19 protein-coding genes are annotated in these 18618 nt (G+C 69.8%); 6 read left to right on the forward strand and 13 right to left on the reverse strand.

Translation table 11 applies throughout. The annotated features are described in order from the left end of the window. Positions 1–30: 30 nt before the first annotated feature. From folE to FFK22_RS09355, 3 genes are all read right to left on the reverse strand, one after another. Positions 31–669 (reverse strand): GTP cyclohydrolase I FolE, encoded by a 639-nt coding sequence (gene folE / locus FFK22_RS09345; protein ID WP_138885887.1) that lies wholly within the window; start codon positions 667–669, stop codon positions 31–33. A gap of 91 nt (positions 670–760) precedes the next feature. Then, a complete protein-coding gene (gene apaG / locus FFK22_RS09350; protein WP_138885886.1) occupies positions 761–1153 on the reverse strand; it encodes a Co2+/Mg2+ efflux protein ApaG in 393 nt (130 codons plus the stop codon). Positions 1154–1197: 44 nt separating this feature from the next. Continuing rightward, the gene (locus tag FFK22_RS09355; RefSeq protein ID WP_186002392.1) at positions 1198–1701 is read right to left on the reverse strand and encodes an OmpA family protein; all 504 of its coding nucleotides are present in this window, start codon (positions 1699–1701) and stop codon (positions 1198–1200) included. 152 nt (positions 1702–1853) lie between these two features. Between FFK22_RS09355 and FFK22_RS09360 the strand changes: the two genes are divergently transcribed. Continuing rightward, positions 1854–3230: an FAD/NAD(P)-binding protein gene (locus FFK22_RS09360; RefSeq protein WP_138885884.1), complete on the forward strand. Its 1377-nt coding sequence runs from the start codon at positions 1854–1856 to the stop codon at positions 3228–3230. A gap of 126 nt (positions 3231–3356) precedes the next feature. Here the strand turns inward: FFK22_RS09360 and FFK22_RS09365 are convergent, their stop codons facing one another. The 7 genes from FFK22_RS09365 to glpD all read right to left on the reverse strand — a co-directional run bounded on the left by FFK22_RS09365 (position 3357) and on the right by glpD (position 10874). Beyond that, entirely contained in the window at positions 3357–5144 is a 1788-nt protein-coding gene (locus tag FFK22_RS09365; RefSeq protein WP_221938493.1) for an extracellular solute-binding protein, read from the reverse strand. Positions 5145–5216: 72 nt separating this feature from the next. After that, positions 5217–5495 carry a DUF2160 domain-containing protein gene (locus FFK22_RS09370; RefSeq protein WP_138885883.1) on the reverse strand — a complete coding sequence of 93 codons (279 nt, stop codon included), beginning with the start codon at positions 5493–5495 and terminating at the stop codon, positions 5217–5219. 10 nt (positions 5496–5505) lie between these two features. Further along, positions 5506–6309 carry a carbohydrate ABC transporter permease gene (locus FFK22_RS09375; RefSeq protein WP_138885882.1) on the reverse strand — a complete coding sequence of 268 codons (804 nt, stop codon included), beginning with the start codon at positions 6307–6309 and terminating at the stop codon, positions 5506–5508. Beyond that, positions 6306–7178, reverse strand: a complete 873-nt coding sequence (locus tag FFK22_RS09380; protein WP_138885881.1) for a carbohydrate ABC transporter permease — start codon at positions 7176–7178, stop codon at positions 6306–6308. The genes FFK22_RS09375 and FFK22_RS09380 overlap by 4 nt, the downstream gene beginning before the upstream one ends. Positions 7179–7181: 3 nt before the next feature. Beyond that, positions 7182–8267 (reverse strand): ABC transporter ATP-binding protein, encoded by a 1086-nt coding sequence (locus tag FFK22_RS09385; RefSeq protein WP_138885880.1) that lies wholly within the window; start codon positions 8265–8267, stop codon positions 7182–7184. Positions 8268–8271: 4 nt separating this feature from the next. Then, on the reverse strand, positions 8272–9354 hold the full coding sequence (locus FFK22_RS09390; protein WP_138885879.1) for an ABC transporter ATP-binding protein: 1083 nt from the start codon (positions 9352–9354) through the stop codon (positions 8272–8274). Continuing rightward, positions 9351–10874, reverse strand: coding sequence for a glycerol-3-phosphate dehydrogenase (glpD, locus tag FFK22_RS09395; RefSeq protein WP_221938494.1), 1524 nt, complete (start codon positions 10872–10874; stop codon positions 9351–9353). The genes FFK22_RS09390 and glpD overlap by 4 nt, the downstream gene beginning before the upstream one ends. Before the next feature lie 296 nt (positions 10875–11170). On the opposite strand from glpD, the gene FFK22_RS09400 reads away from it, so the two are divergent. The 4 genes from FFK22_RS09400 to FFK22_RS09415 are packed head-to-tail and all read left to right on the forward strand — an operon-like array spanning position 11171 to position 14961. Further along, positions 11171–12175 carry a sulfate ABC transporter substrate-binding protein gene (locus FFK22_RS09400; RefSeq protein ID WP_306770089.1) on the forward strand — a complete coding sequence of 335 codons (1005 nt, stop codon included), beginning with the start codon at positions 11171–11173 and terminating at the stop codon, positions 12173–12175. Positions 12176–12209: 34 nt separating this feature from the next. Continuing rightward, entirely contained in the window at positions 12210–13013 is an 804-nt protein-coding gene (cysT, locus tag FFK22_RS09405) for a sulfate ABC transporter permease subunit CysT (RefSeq protein ID WP_221938495.1), read from the forward strand. Further along, entirely contained in the window at positions 13001–13891 is an 891-nt protein-coding gene (gene cysW / locus FFK22_RS09410; RefSeq protein WP_138885876.1) for a sulfate ABC transporter permease subunit CysW, read from the forward strand. Before cysT ends, cysW begins: the two co-directional genes overlap by 13 nt. After that, complete coding sequence (locus FFK22_RS09415) at positions 13891–14961, forward strand: sulfate/molybdate ABC transporter ATP-binding protein (protein ID WP_138885875.1); 1071 nt, start codon at positions 13891–13893, stop codon at positions 14959–14961. The genes cysW and FFK22_RS09415 overlap by 1 nt, the downstream gene beginning before the upstream one ends. 4 nt (positions 14962–14965) lie before the next feature. Here the strand turns inward: FFK22_RS09415 and FFK22_RS09420 are convergent, their stop codons facing one another. After that, a complete protein-coding gene (locus FFK22_RS09420) occupies positions 14966–16387 on the reverse strand; it encodes an MFS transporter (RefSeq protein WP_221938496.1) in 1422 nt (473 codons plus the stop codon). A gap of 233 nt (positions 16388–16620) precedes the next feature. Here FFK22_RS09420 and FFK22_RS09425 point away from each other — a divergent pair, with 233 nt between their 5' ends. Next, positions 16621–17043, forward strand: coding sequence for an ester cyclase (locus FFK22_RS09425; protein ID WP_138885874.1), 423 nt, complete (start codon positions 16621–16623; stop codon positions 17041–17043). A gap of 176 nt (positions 17044–17219) precedes the next feature. On the opposite strand, the gene FFK22_RS09430 is transcribed toward FFK22_RS09425, so the two are convergent. After that, complete coding sequence (locus tag FFK22_RS09430; protein ID WP_138885873.1) at positions 17220–18188, reverse strand: MBL fold metallo-hydrolase; 969 nt, start codon at positions 18186–18188, stop codon at positions 17220–17222. Between the two features lie 90 nt (positions 18189–18278). Then, the gene (locus tag FFK22_RS09435; protein ID WP_138885872.1) at positions 18279–18590 is read right to left on the reverse strand and encodes a hypothetical protein; all 312 of its coding nucleotides are present in this window, start codon (positions 18588–18590) and stop codon (positions 18279–18281) included. Positions 18591–18618: the final 28 nt, after the last annotated feature.

Genomic DNA, 18618 nt, shown 5'->3' on the forward strand with positions numbered 1-18618 from the left:
ACCGCCTCTTTCGAGGCTTTCTGCGGCGGATCAGACCGGCATTCCAATCATCATCTGGAACTCGCGCCGCAGCTGGGAATCGTCGCGGAAGGCGCCGGTCATATAGCTGGTCACCATCTGGGTGCCGTGCTTGTGCACGCCGCGCGTGGTCATGCAGTGGTGTTGCGACGACACCATCACCGCCACGCCGCGCGGCTTCAGCACCTGGTCGATCGCACCGGCGATCTGCGCCGTCAGCCGCTCCTGGATCTGCAGCCGCTTGGCATAGGCATCGACCACCCGCGCCAGCTTCGAGATGCCGATCACCCGCCGGTCCGGCAGATAGGCGACATGCGCCTTGCCGATGATCGGCACCATGTGGTGCTCACAATGCGACTCGAAGTCGATGTCGCGCAGCAGCACCATCTCGTCATAGCCCTCGACCTCGTCGAAGGTCCGGGACAGGAGATCGACCGGATCCTGATCGTAGCCGCGAAAGAATTCCTCATAGGCCTTCACCACCCGCTTCGGCGTGTCGCGCAGCCCTTCGCGCGCGATGTCCTCGCCGGCCCAGCGCAGCAGCACGCGCACCGCGTCCTCGGCCTCGGACCGGCTCGGGCGATGCTCCACCGCGCGCGCAGGCTGGGCTGCGACGTTGGCCGCCACTGGGGTGAAGGGGTTGCGGGTCATGATGCCGGCTTCTCCGGGCGGTTGTCGTTGACGGTGCTGGTCCAGGTTGCGGCCGGGAGCCGTCCGGGATCTAGGACTTTGGTCTGTCACGTCAATTCAATCGGATCGTCCGATGCGGGCTGTCCAGCGAAAAGGCGGGGATCGCCACGTCGAAACGCTCGCCCGACGCGGTCTCCATCTGATAGGTGCCGACCATGATGCCGGACGGCGTCGCGATCGGCGCACCGCTGGTGTACTGGAACGCCTTGCCCGGCTCGATCACCGGCTCGACGCCGACGACGCCGGGGCCGCGAACCTCCTGCACCCGGCCGAATTCATCGGTGATCCGCCAGTAGCGGCTGCGCAGCTGCACCCGCTCGCGCCCGTGATTGACGATGCGGACATGATAGGCCCAGACGTAGTGATGCTCGTCGGGCGAGGATTGGTCCTCGAGATAGGTTGGCTCGACCGACACCTCGATCGCCCGTGTTTCCGCAGTGTACATCTCGTCGATCCGCTGGCGGGCGCTGTCGCGCCATGGACATCAGACTATATGGGACGCTGCGGCGTCGCGTCCAATCGCGACACGGCCTGCGATTCGAATCCGATCTCGACCCGGTCATTGGCCGGCTCCGCCTGCCCTGCCGGTGCCGGCAGCAGCGGATCGGCCGCGCCGGCGCCGGCGACCGTGATCCGCCCCGGCGCGATCCCGGCCGCCCGCAGCCGCGCCGCCACCAGCCTGGCCCGCCGCAGGGACAGGCGCTGGGCGGCCGCCGGGTCGCCGCCGGCATCGACATGGCCGGTGACGATCAGGCGCGGCGCCGGCCCCTGGGCGCGGCGCCGGGCGTCCTCGACCACCGCGGCGGCGACGGCGGCGGCGCCATCCGGGACCAGCCCGACCTTGCCGGGCAGGAAGAAGACATAGCGGATATCGGCCGACAGCGCCCGGTCCACCGGCACCGAATCGGGCAGCTCGACCGTCTCGCGCGACGGCACGCACCCCGCCGCCAGGCCTGCCAGGGCCACGCACATCAGCACCGCAACGATCCGCATCGTCCCCTTCGTCCCATCCTCGTCCCGCCGGCAGCATAGGGCCGCACGATGGCGGCGGCGAGGCGGCATCACCGGCTCGCTTCGATCCGGCGGTGGCCGGAGCGGATCGAGGTGGCTACCATGCCCGCCGTCGAAGCAGCGCCAAGGGGATCATGCGCATCGCCATCATCGGGGCCGGGTTCACCGGCTGCCTGCTCGCGGTCCAGCTCCTGCGCCGCTCGGCCGGGGCGGCGAAGGTCGTGCTGATCGAGCGCGGCGGCCCGCCCGGCCGCGGCATGGCCTACGGCACGCCGCATCCGGCGCATCTGCTGAACGTGCGGACCGCCAATATGAGCGCCTTCCCGGACCAGCCGGAGGATTTCCAGAGCTGGGCCCGGGCGCATGGCGGCGAGGAGCCCTACCTGCCGCGCCGCTTCTACGGCGACTATCTCGGCGAGACCCTGGCCGCCGCCGGGCGCGACTTCCCCGGCGGGCTGACCATGCTGGCGGACGCCGCGGTGGGGCTGGACCGGCATGCCGATGGGGTGACGGTGCGCCTCGCCTCCGGCCGCACCGAGCCGGCCGACATCGCGGCGCTGTGCACCGGCAACGCGCCGCCCTCGGCCCCGGTGGCGCTGCCGGACACGCCCGGACGGATCCTGGTCGGGCCGGAGGACGCCTGCCTGCCCTCGATCCGGCCGGACGAGACGGTGCTGATCCTCGGCACCGGCCTGACCATGATCGACATCGCCGCCGGCCTGGCGGCGCAAGAGCATCGCGGCCGCGTCCTGGCGCTGTCGCGGCGCGGGCTGCTGCCGCGGCCGCATCGCGACGTCGCCAGCAAGCCGGCGGCGCTCGACCCGGCGGAGTTCGTCGGCCGGCCGGCGCTGGCGGCGCTGCGCCGGATTCGCGGCCTGTGCCGCGAGGCGGAGGCGGCGGGCGGCGACTGGCGCGCCGTGATCGACGGGCTGCGGCCCTTCACCCAGGCGCTGTGGCGGGGCTGGGACGAGGTGGAGGCGGGGCGCTTCCTGCGCCATCTGCGGCCCTGGTGGGACGTGCACCGGCACCGGGTGGCGCCGGCCATCGCCGACCGGGTCGGGGCGATGATCGCCTCGGGCCAGCTGCAGGTCCTGGCCGGGCGGCTGCGCACGGTGACGCCGATGCCGGACGGGCTGTCGGTGACGCTGCGGCGGCGCGGTGGCACGGCCGACGAGACCCGCGACATCTGCCGCCTGGTCCTGGCCAGCGGGCCGGAGACCGACCCGGCGCGGACCGACGATCCGCTGCTGCGCTCGCTGCTCGCCGGTGGTGCTGTGCGGCCGGACCGGCTGCGGCTCGGCCTCGACGTCGATGCCGGGGGCCGGCTGATCGGCCATGACGGCCAGCCCTCGCCGCGGCTTTACGCGCTGGGGCCGCCGACCCGCGGCGCGTTCTGGGAGATCACGGCCGTGCCCGACATCCGCAAGCAATGCGCCGAGGTGGCGGCGGCGATCCTGGCCGGCGATACGGTCCCGCCCCCCGCCAAGCCCGGCTTCGATCCGGGGATTTAGGAGGGCGCCTCCCCTAAAACTGCCATGCCCGGGCTTGACCCGGGCATCCAGAGGATCTCGACGATTCCTGGATTGCCGGGTCAAGCCCGGCAATGACAGTCAAAGGGGAAGGCGGAGAGCGGTGCTTTACCGCACCTTCCCTTCCTTCCAGGCCTGCAGCAGGCTGTCATAGGCCACGGTCTGGCCCTTCTCCTTCTCGTTCTCCAGCTTCGGCTTCGGCGCGCCGGCGGCGTCGAACCACTCCTGGGCGGTCTTCTCCTCGTTCAGCTTCGGCCCGCAATCGCCGAGATTGCCGGCCCGCTCCAGCCGCGCCAGCACCTGGTCCTGCTGCTTGGCCAGGTTGTCCATCGCCTGCTGCGGCGTGACCTCGCCGGTCACCGCCTCGGCCACGTTCTGCCACCACAGCTGCGCCAGCCGCGGATAGTCGGGAACGTTGGTGCCAGTGGGAGTCCACGCCACCCGCGCGGGGCTGCGGTAGAACTCGACCAGCCCGCCCAGCTTCGGCGCCATCTCGTCCATCGCCTTGGACCGGATGTCGCTGTCGCGGATCGGGGTCAGGCCGACCTGCAGCTTCTTCAGCGAGGTCGATTTGCAGATGCAGAACTGGGCGTACAGCCAGGCCGCCTGCTGCCGCTCCTTCGGCGTGCTCTTCATCAGGGTCCAGGAGCCGCAATCCTGGTAGCCCAGCTTCATCCCCTCTTCCCAATACGGGCCGTGCGGCGAGGGCGCCATGCGCCATTTCGGCGTGCCGTCCTCGTTCACCACCGGCAGGCCGGGCTTGGCCAGGTCGGCGGTGAAGGCGGTGTACCAGAAGATCTGCTGGGCGATGTTGCCCTGGCCTGGCACCGGACCGGCCTCGGAGAAGGTCATGCCGGCCGCCTCGGGCGGGGCGTACTTCTTCAGCCACTCGATGTACTTGGTCAGCGCGTACACCGCGGCCGGGCCGTTGGTGTCGCCGCCGCGGGTGACGCTGGAGCCGGCCGGGCGGCAGCCTTCCACCCGCAAGCCCCATTCGTCGACCGGCAGGCCGTTCGGGATGCCCTTGTCGCCGGCGCCGGCCATCGACAGCCAGGCGTCGGTGAAGCGCCAGCCCAGCGACGGGTCCTTCTTGCCGTAGTCCATATGGCCCCAGACGCGGACGCCGTTGATCTCCTTCACCTTGTTGGTGAAGAAATCGGCGATGTCCTCATAGGCCGACCAGTTCACCGGCACGCCCAGGTCGTAGCCATAGGCGGCCTTGAACTGCTCCTGCAGCTTCGGATCGGTGAACCAGTCGTAGCGGAACCAGTACAGGTTGGCGAACTGCTGGTCCGGGATCTGGTACAGCTTGCCGTCGGGACCGGTGGTGAAGCTCTTGCCCATGAAGTCGTCGACGTCGAGCGTCGGCAGGGTGAAGTCCTTGCCGTCGCCGGACATGAAGTCGGACAGCGGGATGGCCTGGCCGTAGCGGAAATGCGTGCCGATCAGGTCGCTGTCGTTGACGTAGGCGTCATAGATGTTCTGGCCCGACTGCATCTGCGTCTGCAGCTTCTCGATCACGTCGCCTTCCTGAATCAGGTCATGCTTCAGGTTGATGCCGGTGATCTCGGAGAAGGCGCGGGCCAGCGTCTTCGACTCGTACTCATGGGTGGTGATCGTCTCCGACACCACATTGATGTCCATGCCGCGGAACGGCTCGGCGGCCTTGATGAAGAACTCCATCTCCTTCAGCTGCTCGTCCTTGGACAAGGTCGAAGGCTGGAATTCGGTGTCGATCCATTTCTTGGCGTTGGCCGTGAGCTGTTCGGCGCCCTGGGCGAAGGCCCGGCGGGCGAAGCCCGGCACCGCGATGGCGGCGCCGAGCGCGGAGGCGCCGCGCAGCAGGTCACGGCGATGGACCGGGAACCCGCCCGGCCCGTGCAGCATCTTGGTCATGGTCTCTCCCCGTCTCTACGTCTGTTGAAACAGCACTTCCTGCCCCGGAGGCCGGGGCCGGCCCGGACAAAATCATCCGAACCGCATCACCGCGATCATCCACACCACGGCGATCGCGAAGCCGTACCAGAGGCTGCCCGCGGCCAGCCCGACCCAGGCGAGATGGATGTAGGCGGCGCCGAGCAGGCCGATGAACAGCCGGTCGCCGCGGGTTGTCGTCAAGGGAAGCAAGCCGCGCCGCGGCACCGACGGCGACGCCAGCTGCCACGCCGTCATGGCGACCAGCAGGGCCGCGATGCCGCAGAAAAACCAGGCGGTCGGCGCCGTCCACACCATCCAGTCGAGGGTCATGGCTGTCTCCTCACACCCGGCCCAGGGCGAAGCCCTTGGCGATGTAGTTGCGGACGAACCAGATCACGATCGCGCCGGGCACGATGGTCAGCACGCCGGCGGCGGCCAGCAGCGACCAGTCCATGCCGGACGCGCTGACCGTGCGCGTCATGGTGGCGGCGATCGGCTTGGCATTGACCGAGGTCAGGGTGCGCGCCAGCAGCAGCTCGACCCAGGAGAACATGAAGCAGAAGAAGGCGGTGACGCCGATGCCGCCGCGGATCAGCGGCACGAAGATGGTCAGGAAGAAGCGCGGGAAGGAGTAGCCGTCGATATAGGCGGTCTCGTCGATCTCCTTCGGCACGCCGGACATGAAGCCTTCCAGGATCCACACCGCCAGCGGCACGTTGAACAGGCAATGCGCCAGCGCCACGGCATAGGTCGTGTCGGTCAGGCCGATCGCGGAATACAGCTGGAAGAAGGGCAGCAGGAACACCGCCGGCGGCGACATCCGGTTCGACAGCAGCCAGAAGAACATGTGGGTGTCGCCGATGAAGCGGTACCGGCTGAAGGCGTAGGCCGCGGGCAGCGCCACCAGCACCGAGAGCACCATGTTCATCAGCACGTAGCTGATCGAGTTGAGGTAGCCCCAGTACCAGGACGGGTCGGTCAGGATGGTGGCGTAGTTGGCGACGGTCACCTTGTTCGGGAACAGGGTGAAGCCGGACAGGATCTCCTGGTTCTCCTTCAGCGACATGCTGACCAGCCAGTAGATCGGCAGCAGCAGGAAGACCATGTACAGGATCAGGATGACGGCGCGGGTGCGCGGGCTCATGACGCGTCGCCTTTCCCGAGATTGGTGATGACCGTGTAGAACAGCCACGAGAACAGGAGGATGATCAGGAAGTAGATGATCGAGAATGCCGCCGCCGGTCCGAGGTCGAACTGGCCGACCGCCATCTTGGTCAGCTCCTGGCTCAGGAAGGTGGTGGCGTTGCCGGGGCCGCCGCCGGTCAGGACGAAGGGCTCGGTGTAGATCATGAAGCTGTCCATGAAGCGCAGCAGCACCGCGATCAGCAGCACGCCCATCATCTTCGGCAGCTGGATGTAGCGGAACACCGCCCAGCGCGAGGCGCCGTCGATCCGCGCCGCCTGGTAGAAGGCGTCCGGGATCGAGCGCAGGCCGGCATAGCCCAGGAGCGCCACCAGCGAGGTCCAGTGCCAGACGTCCATCACCAGCACGGTGATCCAGGCGTCGAACGGGTCGCCGGTGTAGTTGTAGTCGAGGCCGAGGCGGTTGATCAGCACGCCGGCCAGGCCGATGTCCGGCCGGGCGAAGATCTGCCAGATGGTGCCGACCACGTTCCACGGAATCAGCAGCGGCAGCGCCAGCACGACGAGGGTGACGGACACGGCCCAGCCCCGCGCAGGCATGCACAGCGCCACCAGCACGCCGAGCGGGATCTCGATCGCCAGCACGCAGAAGCTGAAGATCAGCTGCCGGCCCAGCGCCGCCTGCAGCCGGTCGTCCTGCAGCACCTGCTCGAACCATTCGGTGCCGACGAAGACGCCCTGGCCGGGGCCGAAGATGTCCTGCACCGAATAGTTCACGACCGTCATCAGCGGGATGATGGCGCTGAACGCGACCAGCAGCACGACCGGGACGACCAGAAACCAGGCGGCGTTGTTCGGGGTCTTGTCCATGGGTCAGCCCACCAGCCTGCCATCGGCATAGAGAAGGGTGCGATCCGGCGGGAAGCGCAGATGCACGGTGCCGGCCGGGACGCCGCGCCCCTCGGCCAGCTTGGCCTTCACCATCGCGGCGCCGAGGCGGAGCGTGACGATCAGATAGGTGCCGAGATCCTCGACCCCGGTCACGGTGGCCGGGATGCCGCTGTCGGCGATCTCCAGGAACTCCGGCCGGATGCCGAGCTCGAGCTTGCCGGCGCCGCCGGCCAGGAACGCCTCCGCCCCCTGCCGGGCCGATCCCGACAGCGGGATGCGGCCGCCGTCGATCACCGCGTCGCCCTGGTCCACGACGCAGGCCAAGAGGTTAATGCCGGGGCTGCCGATGAAGTAGCCGACGAAGGTGTGGGCCGGGCGCTCGAACAGCGCCTGCGGGGTGCCGAGCTGCACCACCTGGCCGTCATACATCACGATCACCTCGTCGGCGAAGGTCAGCGCCTCGAGCTGGTCGTGGGTGACGTAGATCAGGCTGGTCCGCACCTGCTCGTGCACCTCCTTCAGCTTGCGCCGGAGCTGCCACTTCAGATGCGGGTCGATGACGGTTAGCGGCTCGTCGAACAGGATGGCGGCGACGTCCTTGCGCACCAGGCCGCGGCCGAGCGAGATCTTCTGCTTCTGGTCGGCGTCCAGGCCGCGGGCCCGGCGCTTCAAGACCGGCGTCAGCTCCAGCATCGCCGCCACCTCGGCGACGCGGGCCTCGATCTCCGGCTTCGGCAGCTTGCGGTTGCGTAAGGGGAAGGCCAGGTTCTCGGCCACCGTCATGGTGTCGTAGACCACCGGGAACTGGAACACCTGGGCGATGTTGCGCTGCTCCGGCGACGCCTGGGTAACGTCGCGGCCGTCGAACAGGATCTGGCCCTGGCTCGGCGTCACCAGGCCGGAGATGATGTTGAGCAGCGTGGTCTTGCCGCAGCCGGAGGGCCCTAGCAGGGCATAGGCGCGGCCGCTCTGCCAGACCATGTCCATCGGCCGCAGCGCATAATCCGCCGGATCCGTCGGGTTCGGCTTGTAGCTGTGCGCCAGGGCCTTGAGGTCGATGCGGGCCATTAATTCACCTGGTCCGGGCCGGCGCGGCGGCGAGACGCCCGGCCGGGTCGAAGACGTAGATCCGGGCGGGATCGATCGCGACGGTCAGCGGCTCGCCCAGCGGGTGCTTGTGCACCCCGGTCTGCTGCGCCACCCAGGGCCGGTCGCCGAAATGGAAATGGACATAGGTCTCGGAGCCGCTGATCTCGGCCAGCTCGACCCGGGTCGTCACCGAGGCCTCACCCGGCCCGCCGGAGCCGAGGCGGAGATGGCCTGGCCGCACGCCCACGGTGCAGGGCCCGGCTGCCAGCCCTTCCAGGTGCCCGGCCAGCGGCACGGCGACGCCCTCGGTCAGGCGCAGGGCGCCATCCGCCACCTCGGCGGGGCCGAGATTCATCGGCGGATCGCTGAACGCCTCGGCCACCCGGGTCGAGGCCGGGTGCTGGAACACCTCGACCGTCGGCCCGGCCTGCAGCAGCCGGCCTTCATCCAGCACCGCGGTGCGGCCGCCCAGGATCAGCGCCTCGGCCGGCTCGGTGGTGGCGTAGACCACGATCGCCTTGCCGCGGCGGAAGATCTCCGACAGCTCGGCCCGCAACTCCTCGCGCAGCTTGTAGTCGAGATTGACCAGCGGCTCGTCCAGCAGCAGCAGCCCGGCATCCTTGACCAGGGCGCGGGCGATCGCGGTGCGCTGCTGCTGGCCGCCCGACAGCTCGCCCGGCAGCCGGGTCAGGAACCGGTCGATCCGCAGCATCGCCGCGGTCTCGCGCACCCGGCGGTCGACCTCGGCCCGGCCCAGGCCCTTGAGGCGCAGCGGCGAGGCGATGTTGTCGTAGACCGTCTTCGACGGGTAGTTGATGAATTGCTGGTAGACCATGGCGACGTCGCGGTTCCGCACCGAGGTGCCGGTGACATCGCGGCCGTCGACCATGACGCGGCCGCGGCTCGGCCGCTCCAGCCCCGCCATCAGCCGCATCAGCGTGGTCTTGCCGGCCTGGGTGCGGCCCAGCAGCACGGTCAGCGTGCCGGGCTCCAGCGCCAGGTCGAGCGGATGGATGTGTGTCTCCGCCCCGACCTCCCGGGTCACGCTTTCGAGCACGAGCGTCACGATGCGGCCCTTTCCTCGGGACGGGAGTTGCGGGCCCTGAGCCACTCGTCGACCAAGCCATGCGCCTCGGCCGGGATGTGCAGCCCCAGCTTGGACCGGCGCCACAGCACGTCCTCGGCGGTGCGCGCCCATTCCTGGTCGGCCAGGTAGTCGAGCTCGGCCTCGGTCAGCCCGGCGCCGAAGTCGCGGCCGAGATCCTCCAGGCTCCGAGCCTCTCCCAGCAGCCGGTCGACCCTTGTGCCATAGGCGCGGGCCAGGCGGCGGGCCAGCGGTTCCGGCAGCCAGGGCCGAGCGGCGCGCAGCTTGGCCAGGAAGCCCTCGAAATCGGCGTCCGGGATGTCGCCGCCGGGCAGCGGGGCCGACGCGGTCCAGGGTGCGCCCTTGATGCCCATGACCGGCGCCAGCTTCTCCAGCGCATGCTCGGACAGGCGGCGGAAGGTGGTGATCTTGCCGCCGAACACCGACAGGGCCGGCGCCTGGCCTTCCGGCGCATCCAGCTCCAGCACGTAGTCGCGCGTCGCCTCGGATGCGCTGGATGAGCCGTCATCGTAGAGCGGCCGCACGCCGGCATAGCTCCAGACCACATCGTCCGGGGTCGGGCCGGCGGCGAAGCAGCGGCCGACCGCCTCGCACAGATAGGCCGTCTCCTCCGGCGTGATGCCGACGCCGGCCGGGTCGCCCTGGTAGTCGAGGTCGGTGGTGCCGATCAGCGAGAACTTGCCCTCATAGGGGATGACGAAGACGATGCGCCGGTCGGCATTCTGCAGGATGAAGGCCTCGGGCCCGTCATAGAGCCGCGGCACCACGATGTGGCTGCCCTTGACCAGCCGCACGCTGGAGGCGCCGGGCAGGCCGACCGTGTCGTTCAGCACATGCTTGACCCAGGGGCCGCCGGCATTGACCAGGCCGCGCGCCGCGACCTGCCGCTCCGTCCCGTCGGCGGCGCGCAGGGTCGCCGACCAGCGGCCGTTTTCGCGCTTCGCCGCGACGCATTCGGTGCGGGTCAGGATCTCGGCGCCGCGCTCCTTCGCGTCCAGCGCCGCCAGCGCCACCATGCGGGCATCGTCGACCCAGCAGTCGGAATATTCGAAACCGCGCGTCAGATGCGGCCGCAGCACCCGGCCGATGGCGCCGCCGCGCAGCTTCAGCCCGTGGCTGGCCGGCAGCAGCTTGCGGCCGCCGAGATGGTCGTACAGGAACAGGCCGAGCCGCACCATCCAGGCCGGCCGCATCGACCGGTCGTGCGGCAGCACGAATCGCAGCGGCCAGATGATGTGCGGCGCCGCACGCAGCAGCACCTCGCGCTCCATCAGCGCCTCGCGGACCAGGCGGAACTCGTAATATTCGAGATAGCGCAGCCCGCCATGGATCAGCTTGGTCGAGGCCGAGGAGGTGGCGCCGGCCAGGTCGGCCTTCTCGCACAGCAGGACGGACAGGCCGCGCCCGGCCGCATCGCGGGCGATGCCGACGCCGTTGACGCCACCGCCGATGACCAGGAGGTCGTACAGCACCTCAGCCACGTTTCCTGCCTTTGTTTGCGGCTGCGCCGCTTTCGATCTTCGCAAACGAAAATCTGCCTGCGGTCCCGTTCCGATGCAATCGGAATTCGCGGCGGACACGCAGTATCTTATCCCGCCGGATGTTCGCATGTGCGAAAGCGAAGGCAGACGCTCATCGTATTATCTTGTCACCCATGTAAAATACACAAGTTTGAGAATATTTTATGTGAAATAGAGATTGCGTTCATCGAGGTTCCCCGCCTTACTGTGCGCGACGCCGCCACACCACCAACCAACCGAACATCGGAGGTCGAGTCATGCGGATCATGACCACTCGGCTGCTGGCCGCGGCGGCCATCGCGCTGGCTGCGGCCACGGCGCATGCGGCCGACATCAAGCTGCTCAACGTGTCCTACGACCCGACGCGCGAGCTGTACAAGCAGGTCAACGCCGGCTTCGCCGAGCAGTGGAAGGCGAAGTCCGGCGACACCCTGACCATCGAGGCCTCGCATGGCGGGTCGGGCGCGCAGGCGCGCTCGGTGATCGACGGGCTGCAGGCCGATGTCGTCACCCTGGCGCTGGCCTATGACGTCGACGCGATCGCCAACAAGGGGCTGATCGACAAGGCCTGGCAGAAGCGCCTGCCGGACAACAGCGCGCCCTACACCTCGACCATCGTGTTCCTGGTGCGCAAGGGCAACCCGTTGGGGATCAAGGACTGGCCGGACCTGGCCAAGGAGGGGGTCCAGGTGATCACCCCGAACCCGAAGACCTCGGGCGGGGCGCGCTGGAACTATCTCGCCGCCTGGGGCTATGCGCTGAAGCAGCCCGGCGGCAACGACCAGACGGCCCAGGACTTCGTGCAGAAGATCTACGCCAATGTCCCGGTGCTGGACACCGGCGCCCGCGGCTCGACCACCACCTTCGTCCAGCGTGGCATCGGCGACGTGCTGATCGCCTGGGAGAACGAGGCCTTTCTGGCGGTCAAGGAGCTGGGCCCCGACGAGTTCGACATCGTCGTGCCGTCAGTCTCGATCCTGGCCGAGCCGACGGTCGCGGTGGTCGACAAGGTGGTCGACGCCCGCGGCACCCGCGCCGTGGCCCAGGCCTATCTCGAATTCCTGTATTCGCCCGAAGGGCAGGAGCTCGCCGCCAAGAACTTCTACCGGCCGCGGTCGCCGGAGGTGGCGGCGAAATACAAGGATAGCTTCCCGGCCGTGAACCTGTTCACCATCGACGATCTCTTCGGTGGCTGGCAGAAGGCCCAAAAGGCACATTTCTCGGATGGCGGCACCTTCGATCAGATCTACCGAAAGGGCTAGGGAAAGCCCGCCCCCGGCATCGCGCCATGTCGGCGTGCTGCCGGGATTCGGGCTGACCCTGGGCTTTTCCCTCACCTATCTCGCGCTGCTGGTGCTGCTGCCGCTGGCGGCGCTGGTGATTCGGCCCTGGGAGCTCGGGGTCGACGGCGTCTGGCGCGTGGTGTCCTCGCCGCGCACCCTGGCGGCGCTCAAGGTCAGCTTCGGCCTGGCGCTGGCGGCGGCGGCGGTGAACGTCGTGTTCGGCACGCTGGTGGCCTGGGTGGTGACGCGCTACCGCTTCTGGGGCCGGCCGCTGATGAACGCGCTGATCGACCTGCCCTTCGCCCTGCCGACGGCGGTGGCCGGCATCGCGCTGGCCGCGCTGTACTCGCCCAAGGGCTGGCTCGGCGGGCCCTTGATGCAGCTCGGCATCAAGGCCGCCTTCGGACCGCCCGGCATCTTCATCGCCCTGGTCTTCATCGGCCTGCCCTTCGTGGTGCGCACGGTCGAGCCGGTGCTGGAAGACCTCGACCGCGAGATCGAGGAGGCGGCCGCCACGCTCGGCGCCCGGCGCTGGCAGGTGGTGTGCCGGGTGGTGCTGCCGCTCTTGTCGCCGGCGATCCTGACCGGCTTCATCCTGGCCTTCGCCCGCGCGGTCGGCGAATACGGCTCGGTCATCTTCATCGCCGGCAACATCCCGGGCATATCGGAGATCGCGCCGCTGCTGATCGTGATCCGGCTGGAGGAGTACGATTATGCCGGCGCCGCGACGATCGGCGCGGTGATGCTGGCCGCCGCCTTCGTCATCATCCTGGTGATCAACCTGCTGCAGCGCTGGAGCCGCAAATGGGCGGACTGACCCGCACGCTCGCGGCCGCGCGCACCCGGCTGAAGCCAACCGAGCGGCCGTGGGAGGAGCCGGCCGGCATCCGCCTGGCGCTGATCGCCATCGCCGTGATCTTCCTCGGCGTGTTCCTGGTGCTGCCGCTGGCGGTGGTGCTGACCGAGGCGATGCGCCGCGGCATCGACGCCTATCTCGAGGGCATCGGCAGCGACGATTCGCTGGCGGCGATCCGCCTGACCCTGACCGTCGCCGCCATCGCCGTGCCGCTGAACACCGTGTTCGGCCTGGCCACCGCCTGGGCGATCGCCAAGTTCGAGTTCCCGGGCAAGAGCCTGCTGACCACCTTCGTCGACCTGCCCTTCTCGGTCTCGCCGGTGATCTCGGGCCTGATCTATGTGCTGCTGTTCGGGGCGAATGGCTGGTTCGGCCCGTTCCTGGAGGCGCACGGCATCCGGGTGATCTTCACCGTCACCGGCCTGGTGATCGCCACCATCTTCGTCACCCTGCCCTTCGTGGCGCGCGAGCTGATCCCGCTGATGCAGGAGCAGGGCACCGACGAGGAGGAGGCGGCGGTGCTGCTGGGCGCCAGCGGCTGGCAGACCTTCCTGCGGGTGACGCTGCCCAACGTCAAATGGGCGCTCTTGTACGGCGTGCTGCTATGCAACGCCCGGGCGATGGGCGAGTTCGGCGCCGTCTCGGTCGTCTCCGGCCATATCCGCGGCCAGACCAACACCATGCCGCTGCAGGTCGAGATCCTCTACAACGAGTATAATTTCGTCGGCGCCTTCGCCGTGGCCTCGCTGCTGGCCGGACTGGCGCTGGTGACGCTGGTGCTGAAGACCCTGCTCGAATGGCGGTTCCGGTCGGACCGCACGGAGCCCGCGGAGAGCTGATGCCGATCGCCATCCAAGGCCTGACCAGGCGCTTCGGCCCGGTCTATGCGCTCAACGGCATCGAGCTGGAGGTGCCGGACCGCGCCTTCGTCGCCCTGCTCGGCCCGTCCGGCTCGGGCAAGACCACGCTGCTGCGCATCGTGGCGGGGCTGGAGCGGGCGGATGAGGGGCAGATTCTGGTCGACGGCGCCGACATCGCCGCGGTCAAGCCGCGCCAGCGCCGCATCGGCTTCGTGTTCCAGCACTACGCCCTGTTCCGGCACATGACCGTGTTCGGCAACATCGCCTTCGGCCTGCAGGTGCGGCCCGGCGCCACCCGCCCGGACAAGGCTGAGATCCACCGCCGAGTCGAGGAGCTGCTGGAGCTGGTGCAGCTGCCCGGGCTGTCGCGCCGCTATCCGCGCCAACTGTCCGGCGGCCAGCGCCAGAGAGTCGCGCTGGCCCGGGCGCTGGCGATCGAGCCCAAATTGCTTCTGCTGGACGAGCCGTTCGGCGCCCTCGACGCCAAGGTGCGGAAGGAGCTGCGGGTGTGGCTGCGCGAGCTGCACGACCGCACCGGCCTGACCAGCCTGTTCGTCACCCATGACCAGGAGGAGGCGCTGGAGCTGGCCGACCAGGTGGTGGTGATGCGCGACGGGCGGATCGAACAGCAGGGCAACCCGGCGGCGCTGGTCGACAGCCCCGCCACCGCCTTCGTCTCCAGCTTCCTCGGCGACGTCAACCGGCTGCCCTGCACGGTGGCGGCGGCGAATGTGGTGGAGGTCGCCGGCCTGCGCCTACCGGCCGACACCAGCGGCCTCGCGGTCGGCAGCAGGGCCGTCGCCGACATCCGCCCGCGCGCCATCCGGCTGCTGCCGGCCGGCACGTCGGGCGATGGTCTCGTCGCCGGAACCGCCCGGCGGGTGCTGCACAGCGCCACCACGGTGACGGTGGAGGCGGAGACGCCGCTGTCCGCCGACCCGATCCGGATCGAGGCCGACCGCTACAGCCCGGACCTGCCGGCGCTGTCGGTCGGCGACCCGCTGGCGTTGCGCCTGCCGCCGCCCTTCGTGTTCGCGGCGGAGCGGTAGGGCCTCAGTCGAAATCCACGGAGTCGACCCGCTGCGGCCGGCGGCTGGGGTCGTCATGCATCAGGCGCAGGAAGCTGGCGATGCTGGCCAGGCCGGCGAAGCCGGCGCCCACCGCCAGGCCCAGCACGGGGCCGCCGCTGCCGGCCAGGCTGAAGCACAGCGCCACCAGCGCGGCGCCGACGGTCTGGCCCAGCAGGCGGGCCTGGGCGACGATGCCGCTGGCGCCGCCGGCGCGGTGCGGCGGGGCGGCCGCCAGCAGCGCCTTCTGGTTCGGCGCCTGGAAGAAGCCGAAGCCCCAGCCGCAGAGCGCCATGCGCCAGCAGATGTCCGGCACGCTGGGGTCCGGCGGCAGCAGGGCCAGCAGCGCCATGCCGGCGCACAGGATGGCCAGGCCGATGCCGCCCAGGCTGCCGGCGGAGTAACGGTCCGACAGCCGGCCGGCGATCGGCGCCATCACCGCCACCACCAGCGGCCAGGGCGTCATCAACAGGCCGGTCTCGACCTCGCTGCGGCCGAGCACGGTCTGGAAGTAGAAGGGCAGCGCCACGAAGGCCAGGCCCTGGGTGGCGAAGGAGCAGGCGGCGGTCAGCGCCGACAGGGCGAAGATCGGCCGCCGGAACAGGTCGAGCGGCAGCATCGGCGCCGGATGCGCCGCCTGCCGGCGCAGCAGCAGCCCGCCGAAGGCCAGGGCCGCGGCCAGCTCCAGCCCGACCTCAAGCACCGAGGCCTGATGCGCGGCCTCGCCGACGGCGATGATCAGCAGGCCGAAGGCGCCGGCGTTCAGCATCGCGCTGACCGCATCGAAGCGATGGCCCGAGCGGGCGGTGTGCGGCAGGGTCGGCATCGCCACGGCCAGGGCGACCAGGCCGAGCGGCAGGTTGATCGCGAACAGCCATTGCCAGGAGGCGACGGCCAGGATGCCGGCGGCGACCGTCGGGCCGAGGGCCGAGAAGATGGCGACGATCAACGTGTTGAAGCCGATGCCGCGGCCCAGCAGCCGGGTCGGGTAGATGAAGCGGATCAACGCCGCGTTCACGCTCATGATGCCGCTGGCACCGAAGCCCTGCAGCACGCGGGCCGCCGTCAGGCTGGGCAGCGACCAGGCCATGGCGCAGACCACCGAGGCGACGGTGAACAGCACCAGCCCGCCGATATAGATGGTGCGGTAGCCGATGATCTCGCCCAGCGCCGCCAGCGGCAGCAGCGAGATCACCAGCGCCAGCTGATAGGCGTTGACCACCCAGACCGAGGCGGCCGGGCTGGCCTGCAGGTCGGCGGCGATGGTCGGCAGGGCGGTGTTGGCGATGGCGATGTCCAGCACCGACATGGCGATGGCGATCGACATGGTCAGCATCGCGCCATAGCGGCGCGGCACCGGCAGCCCGTCCGGGTGCACCACCGGCGCGGCACGCGCGGGCTTCGTCATTGTCGCATCCATGTCGGCACCTTCCGGATCGGCGGCAGCCCCCTCCGGCGGGCGCATCATCGTGGGCTGCTGCGGCGGCGACCAATGCCGTAACGGCGTATCAGCCGGGACGATGCAATCGGTCGCAGCCATGATCCGGGCGCGGGTGGTCCGGCCGGGCCCTGACGGAACCGCCGGGCCGGCCAAGCCCCGCCGGCGTTACACTGGCGGCGGGACGGAATCCCGGGGAGGGCATGATGCATCCGAACGAGATGCTGGTCCGCCGCTGGTTCCAGGAGGTCTGGAACGAGCGGCGGCTGGAGGTGGCGGACGAGATCCTGTGCGAGGGCTGCGACGCAACCGACCTGCACAGCGGCGCCGGCCGGTCGCGCGACGAGATGAAGCAGCTCGTCGCCAAGCTGCAGCAGGCGATCCCGGACATCGCCTTCTCGGTCGAGGAGGTGCTGGCCGCCGACGACCGCGTGGCGCTGCGCTGGCGGGCCCGGGGATCCGCGGTCGGCCCGGAGGGGCCGCTGCCGGTCGACATCGGCGGCCTGTCCTTCGCCCATTTCGAGGGCGGCCGGGCGACGCGGATCTGGGACGCCTGGGACAAGCTCGGCCTGCTGCAGCAGCTGGGCCACCTCCCGCGCGAGCTGGACCCGGCGGCGATGCTGTAATACCGGGCATCATAAAGAACGACCCGTCATCCCGTGCGCAGCGCAGCATGCAATGATGCGCTGCAGACACGGGATCTCTTCGGGATCGCGCGGAGATCCCGTGTCTGCGCAGCGGCACTTCGCGCCGCAGCGCGCACGGGATGACGAGTCAATATTTTGACCGCTGGGATAATCCCTCAGGACTGCCAGAAGGCGGGCACGAACTCGTAGCCCTCGGCGGCCCGGCCGACATGGCCGATGCCGGGGAAGGCCAGATGCGCGCCGGCGATCAGCACCCGGTCGGCAGCGACTTGGTCCAGCACCCGCTTGCGGCTGGCGATCGCGGCCTGCTGGTCGACGTCGAAGTTGATCGCCCAGTCCGGCTTGGCGAATTGCAGCGACGCGGCATGCACGATGTCGCCCCAGATCAGCAGCCGGTCGGTGCCGGACGTCACCTCGACCATGCTGTGGCCGGGGGTGTGGCCCGGCGCGGCCAGGACGCGGATGCCGGGCACGATCTCGGCCTCCGTGCCGAAGCGGCTGAGGCGGCCGGCATAGGGCTTCGCCGCCGCCCGGGCCATGTGGAAGAAGGGCTGCACCCCGGCCGGGGCCTGGGACAGGATGCCGTCATCGGTCCAGAAGGCGTATTCCACCTCGGCCACCGCCAGCTCCGCCTTGCCGAAGACGGCGGCGCCGGCGGGGTCGATCAGGCCGTTGGCGTGGTCCGGATGCATATGGGTCAGCACCACCAGGTCGACATCGGCGGGGTCGATTCCGGCGGCCTTGAGGTTGGTGCCGACCTTGCCGAGCGACGGACCCATCGCCGTGGCGGTGCCGGTGTCGATCAGCACCAGCCGGTCGCCGGTGTTGACCAGATAGGCATTGACCGCGGTCGGGATGCCCGCGGGCGTGTGGAAGGCGCGCTGCAGCAGCGCCTCGGCCCCGGCGTGGTCGGCGGCGGGGAACTGGTCGAGCGTGAGGCTCAGCATCCCGTCATTGATGCTGGTGACCTCGAAGGCGCCGACCTTGAAGCGATAGAGGCCGGGGACCGGCCCGGCGGCGGGCACGGCCCGGGCCAGAGCGGGGCGCGGCAGGGCGCCGAGCAGCGGCAGGACCGGGGCGGCGGCGAGGGCCGAGGCCAGGAAACGGCGGCGGTCGAACGGCATGGCAGGTCTCCGGGTGAGTCGCGATGGACCGGACCCGGAGAGGCTAACCGAAACGCAGCGCGAACGCAGCGGAAACGAAGCGGCGACGAATCAGGGAAGCTTGCCGGTCGGCGGATGCACCGTGCGGAAGGCGGCCACGAGCCCTGCCGCCTCGGTCCGTGTCGCCGGGCTGATCCGCGGCTTGCCGGCGGCGATGTCGGATTTGAGGGCGGCCAGCAGCGCGTCGATCTCGCCGAGCAGCTCCTCGCGCTTCATCCCGGCCCGCTCATGCTCGAGGCTGCGGTCGTCGGAGACGGTCTGGAACAGGGCGCCGAGCCAGTCCACCAGCGCGTCGGCGCGGCTGAACAGCTTCTGCCGCCCATCCTCCTCATAGACGATCACCGGCTCGATCTCGGTCGCCATGACGGGCCCTCCCGGAAGTTGCGACAGG

The sequence above is a fragment of the Mycobacterium sp. KBS0706 genome (genome assembly GCF_005938675.2).
Taxonomy (GTDB): Bacteria; Pseudomonadota; Alphaproteobacteria; order DSM-16000; family Inquilinaceae; genus Inquilinus.

Coding starts and splice junctions, on each gene's coding strand:
- folE (WP_138885887.1), bottom strand. CDS start 669: ATGACCCGCAACCCCTTCACCCCAGTGGCGGCCAACGTCGCAGCCCAG.
- apaG (WP_138885886.1), bottom strand. CDS start 1,153: ATGTACACTGCGGAAACACGGGCGATCGAGGTGTCGGTCGAGCCAACC.
- FFK22_RS09355 (WP_186002392.1), bottom strand. CDS start 1,701: ATGCGGATCGTTGCGGTGCTGATGTGCGTGGCCCTGGCAGGCCTGGCG.
- FFK22_RS09360 (WP_138885884.1), top strand. CDS start 1,854: ATGCGCATCGCCATCATCGGGGCCGGGTTCACCGGCTGCCTGCTCGCG.
- FFK22_RS09365 (WP_221938493.1), bottom strand. CDS start 5,144: ATGACCAAGATGCTGCACGGGCCGGGCGGGTTCCCGGTCCATCGCCGT.
- FFK22_RS09370 (WP_138885883.1), bottom strand. CDS start 5,495: ATGACCCTCGACTGGATGGTGTGGACGGCGCCGACCGCCTGGTTTTTC.
- FFK22_RS09375 (WP_138885882.1), bottom strand. CDS start 6,309: ATGAGCCCGCGCACCCGCGCCGTCATCCTGATCCTGTACATGGTCTTC.
- FFK22_RS09380 (WP_138885881.1), bottom strand. CDS start 7,178: ATGGACAAGACCCCGAACAACGCCGCCTGGTTTCTGGTCGTCCCGGTC.
- FFK22_RS09385 (WP_138885880.1), bottom strand. CDS start 8,267: ATGGCCCGCATCGACCTCAAGGCCCTGGCGCACAGCTACAAGCCGAAC.
- FFK22_RS09400 (WP_306770089.1), top strand. CDS start 11,171: ATGCGGATCATGACCACTCGGCTGCTGGCCGCGGCGGCCATCGCGCTG.
- cysW (WP_138885876.1), top strand. CDS start 13,001: ATGGGCGGACTGACCCGCACGCTCGCGGCCGCGCGCACCCGGCTGAAG.
- FFK22_RS09415 (WP_138885875.1), top strand. CDS start 13,891: ATGCCGATCGCCATCCAAGGCCTGACCAGGCGCTTCGGCCCGGTCTAT.
- FFK22_RS09420 (WP_221938496.1), bottom strand. CDS start 16,387: ATGACGAAGCCCGCGCGTGCCGCGCCGGTGGTGCACCCGGACGGGCTG.
- FFK22_RS09425 (WP_138885874.1), top strand. CDS start 16,621: ATGATGCATCCGAACGAGATGCTGGTCCGCCGCTGGTTCCAGGAGGTC.
- FFK22_RS09430 (WP_138885873.1), bottom strand. CDS start 18,188: ATGCCGTTCGACCGCCGCCGTTTCCTGGCCTCGGCCCTCGCCGCCGCC.
- FFK22_RS09435 (WP_138885872.1), bottom strand. CDS start 18,590: ATGGCGACCGAGATCGAGCCGGTGATCGTCTATGAGGAGGATGGGCGG.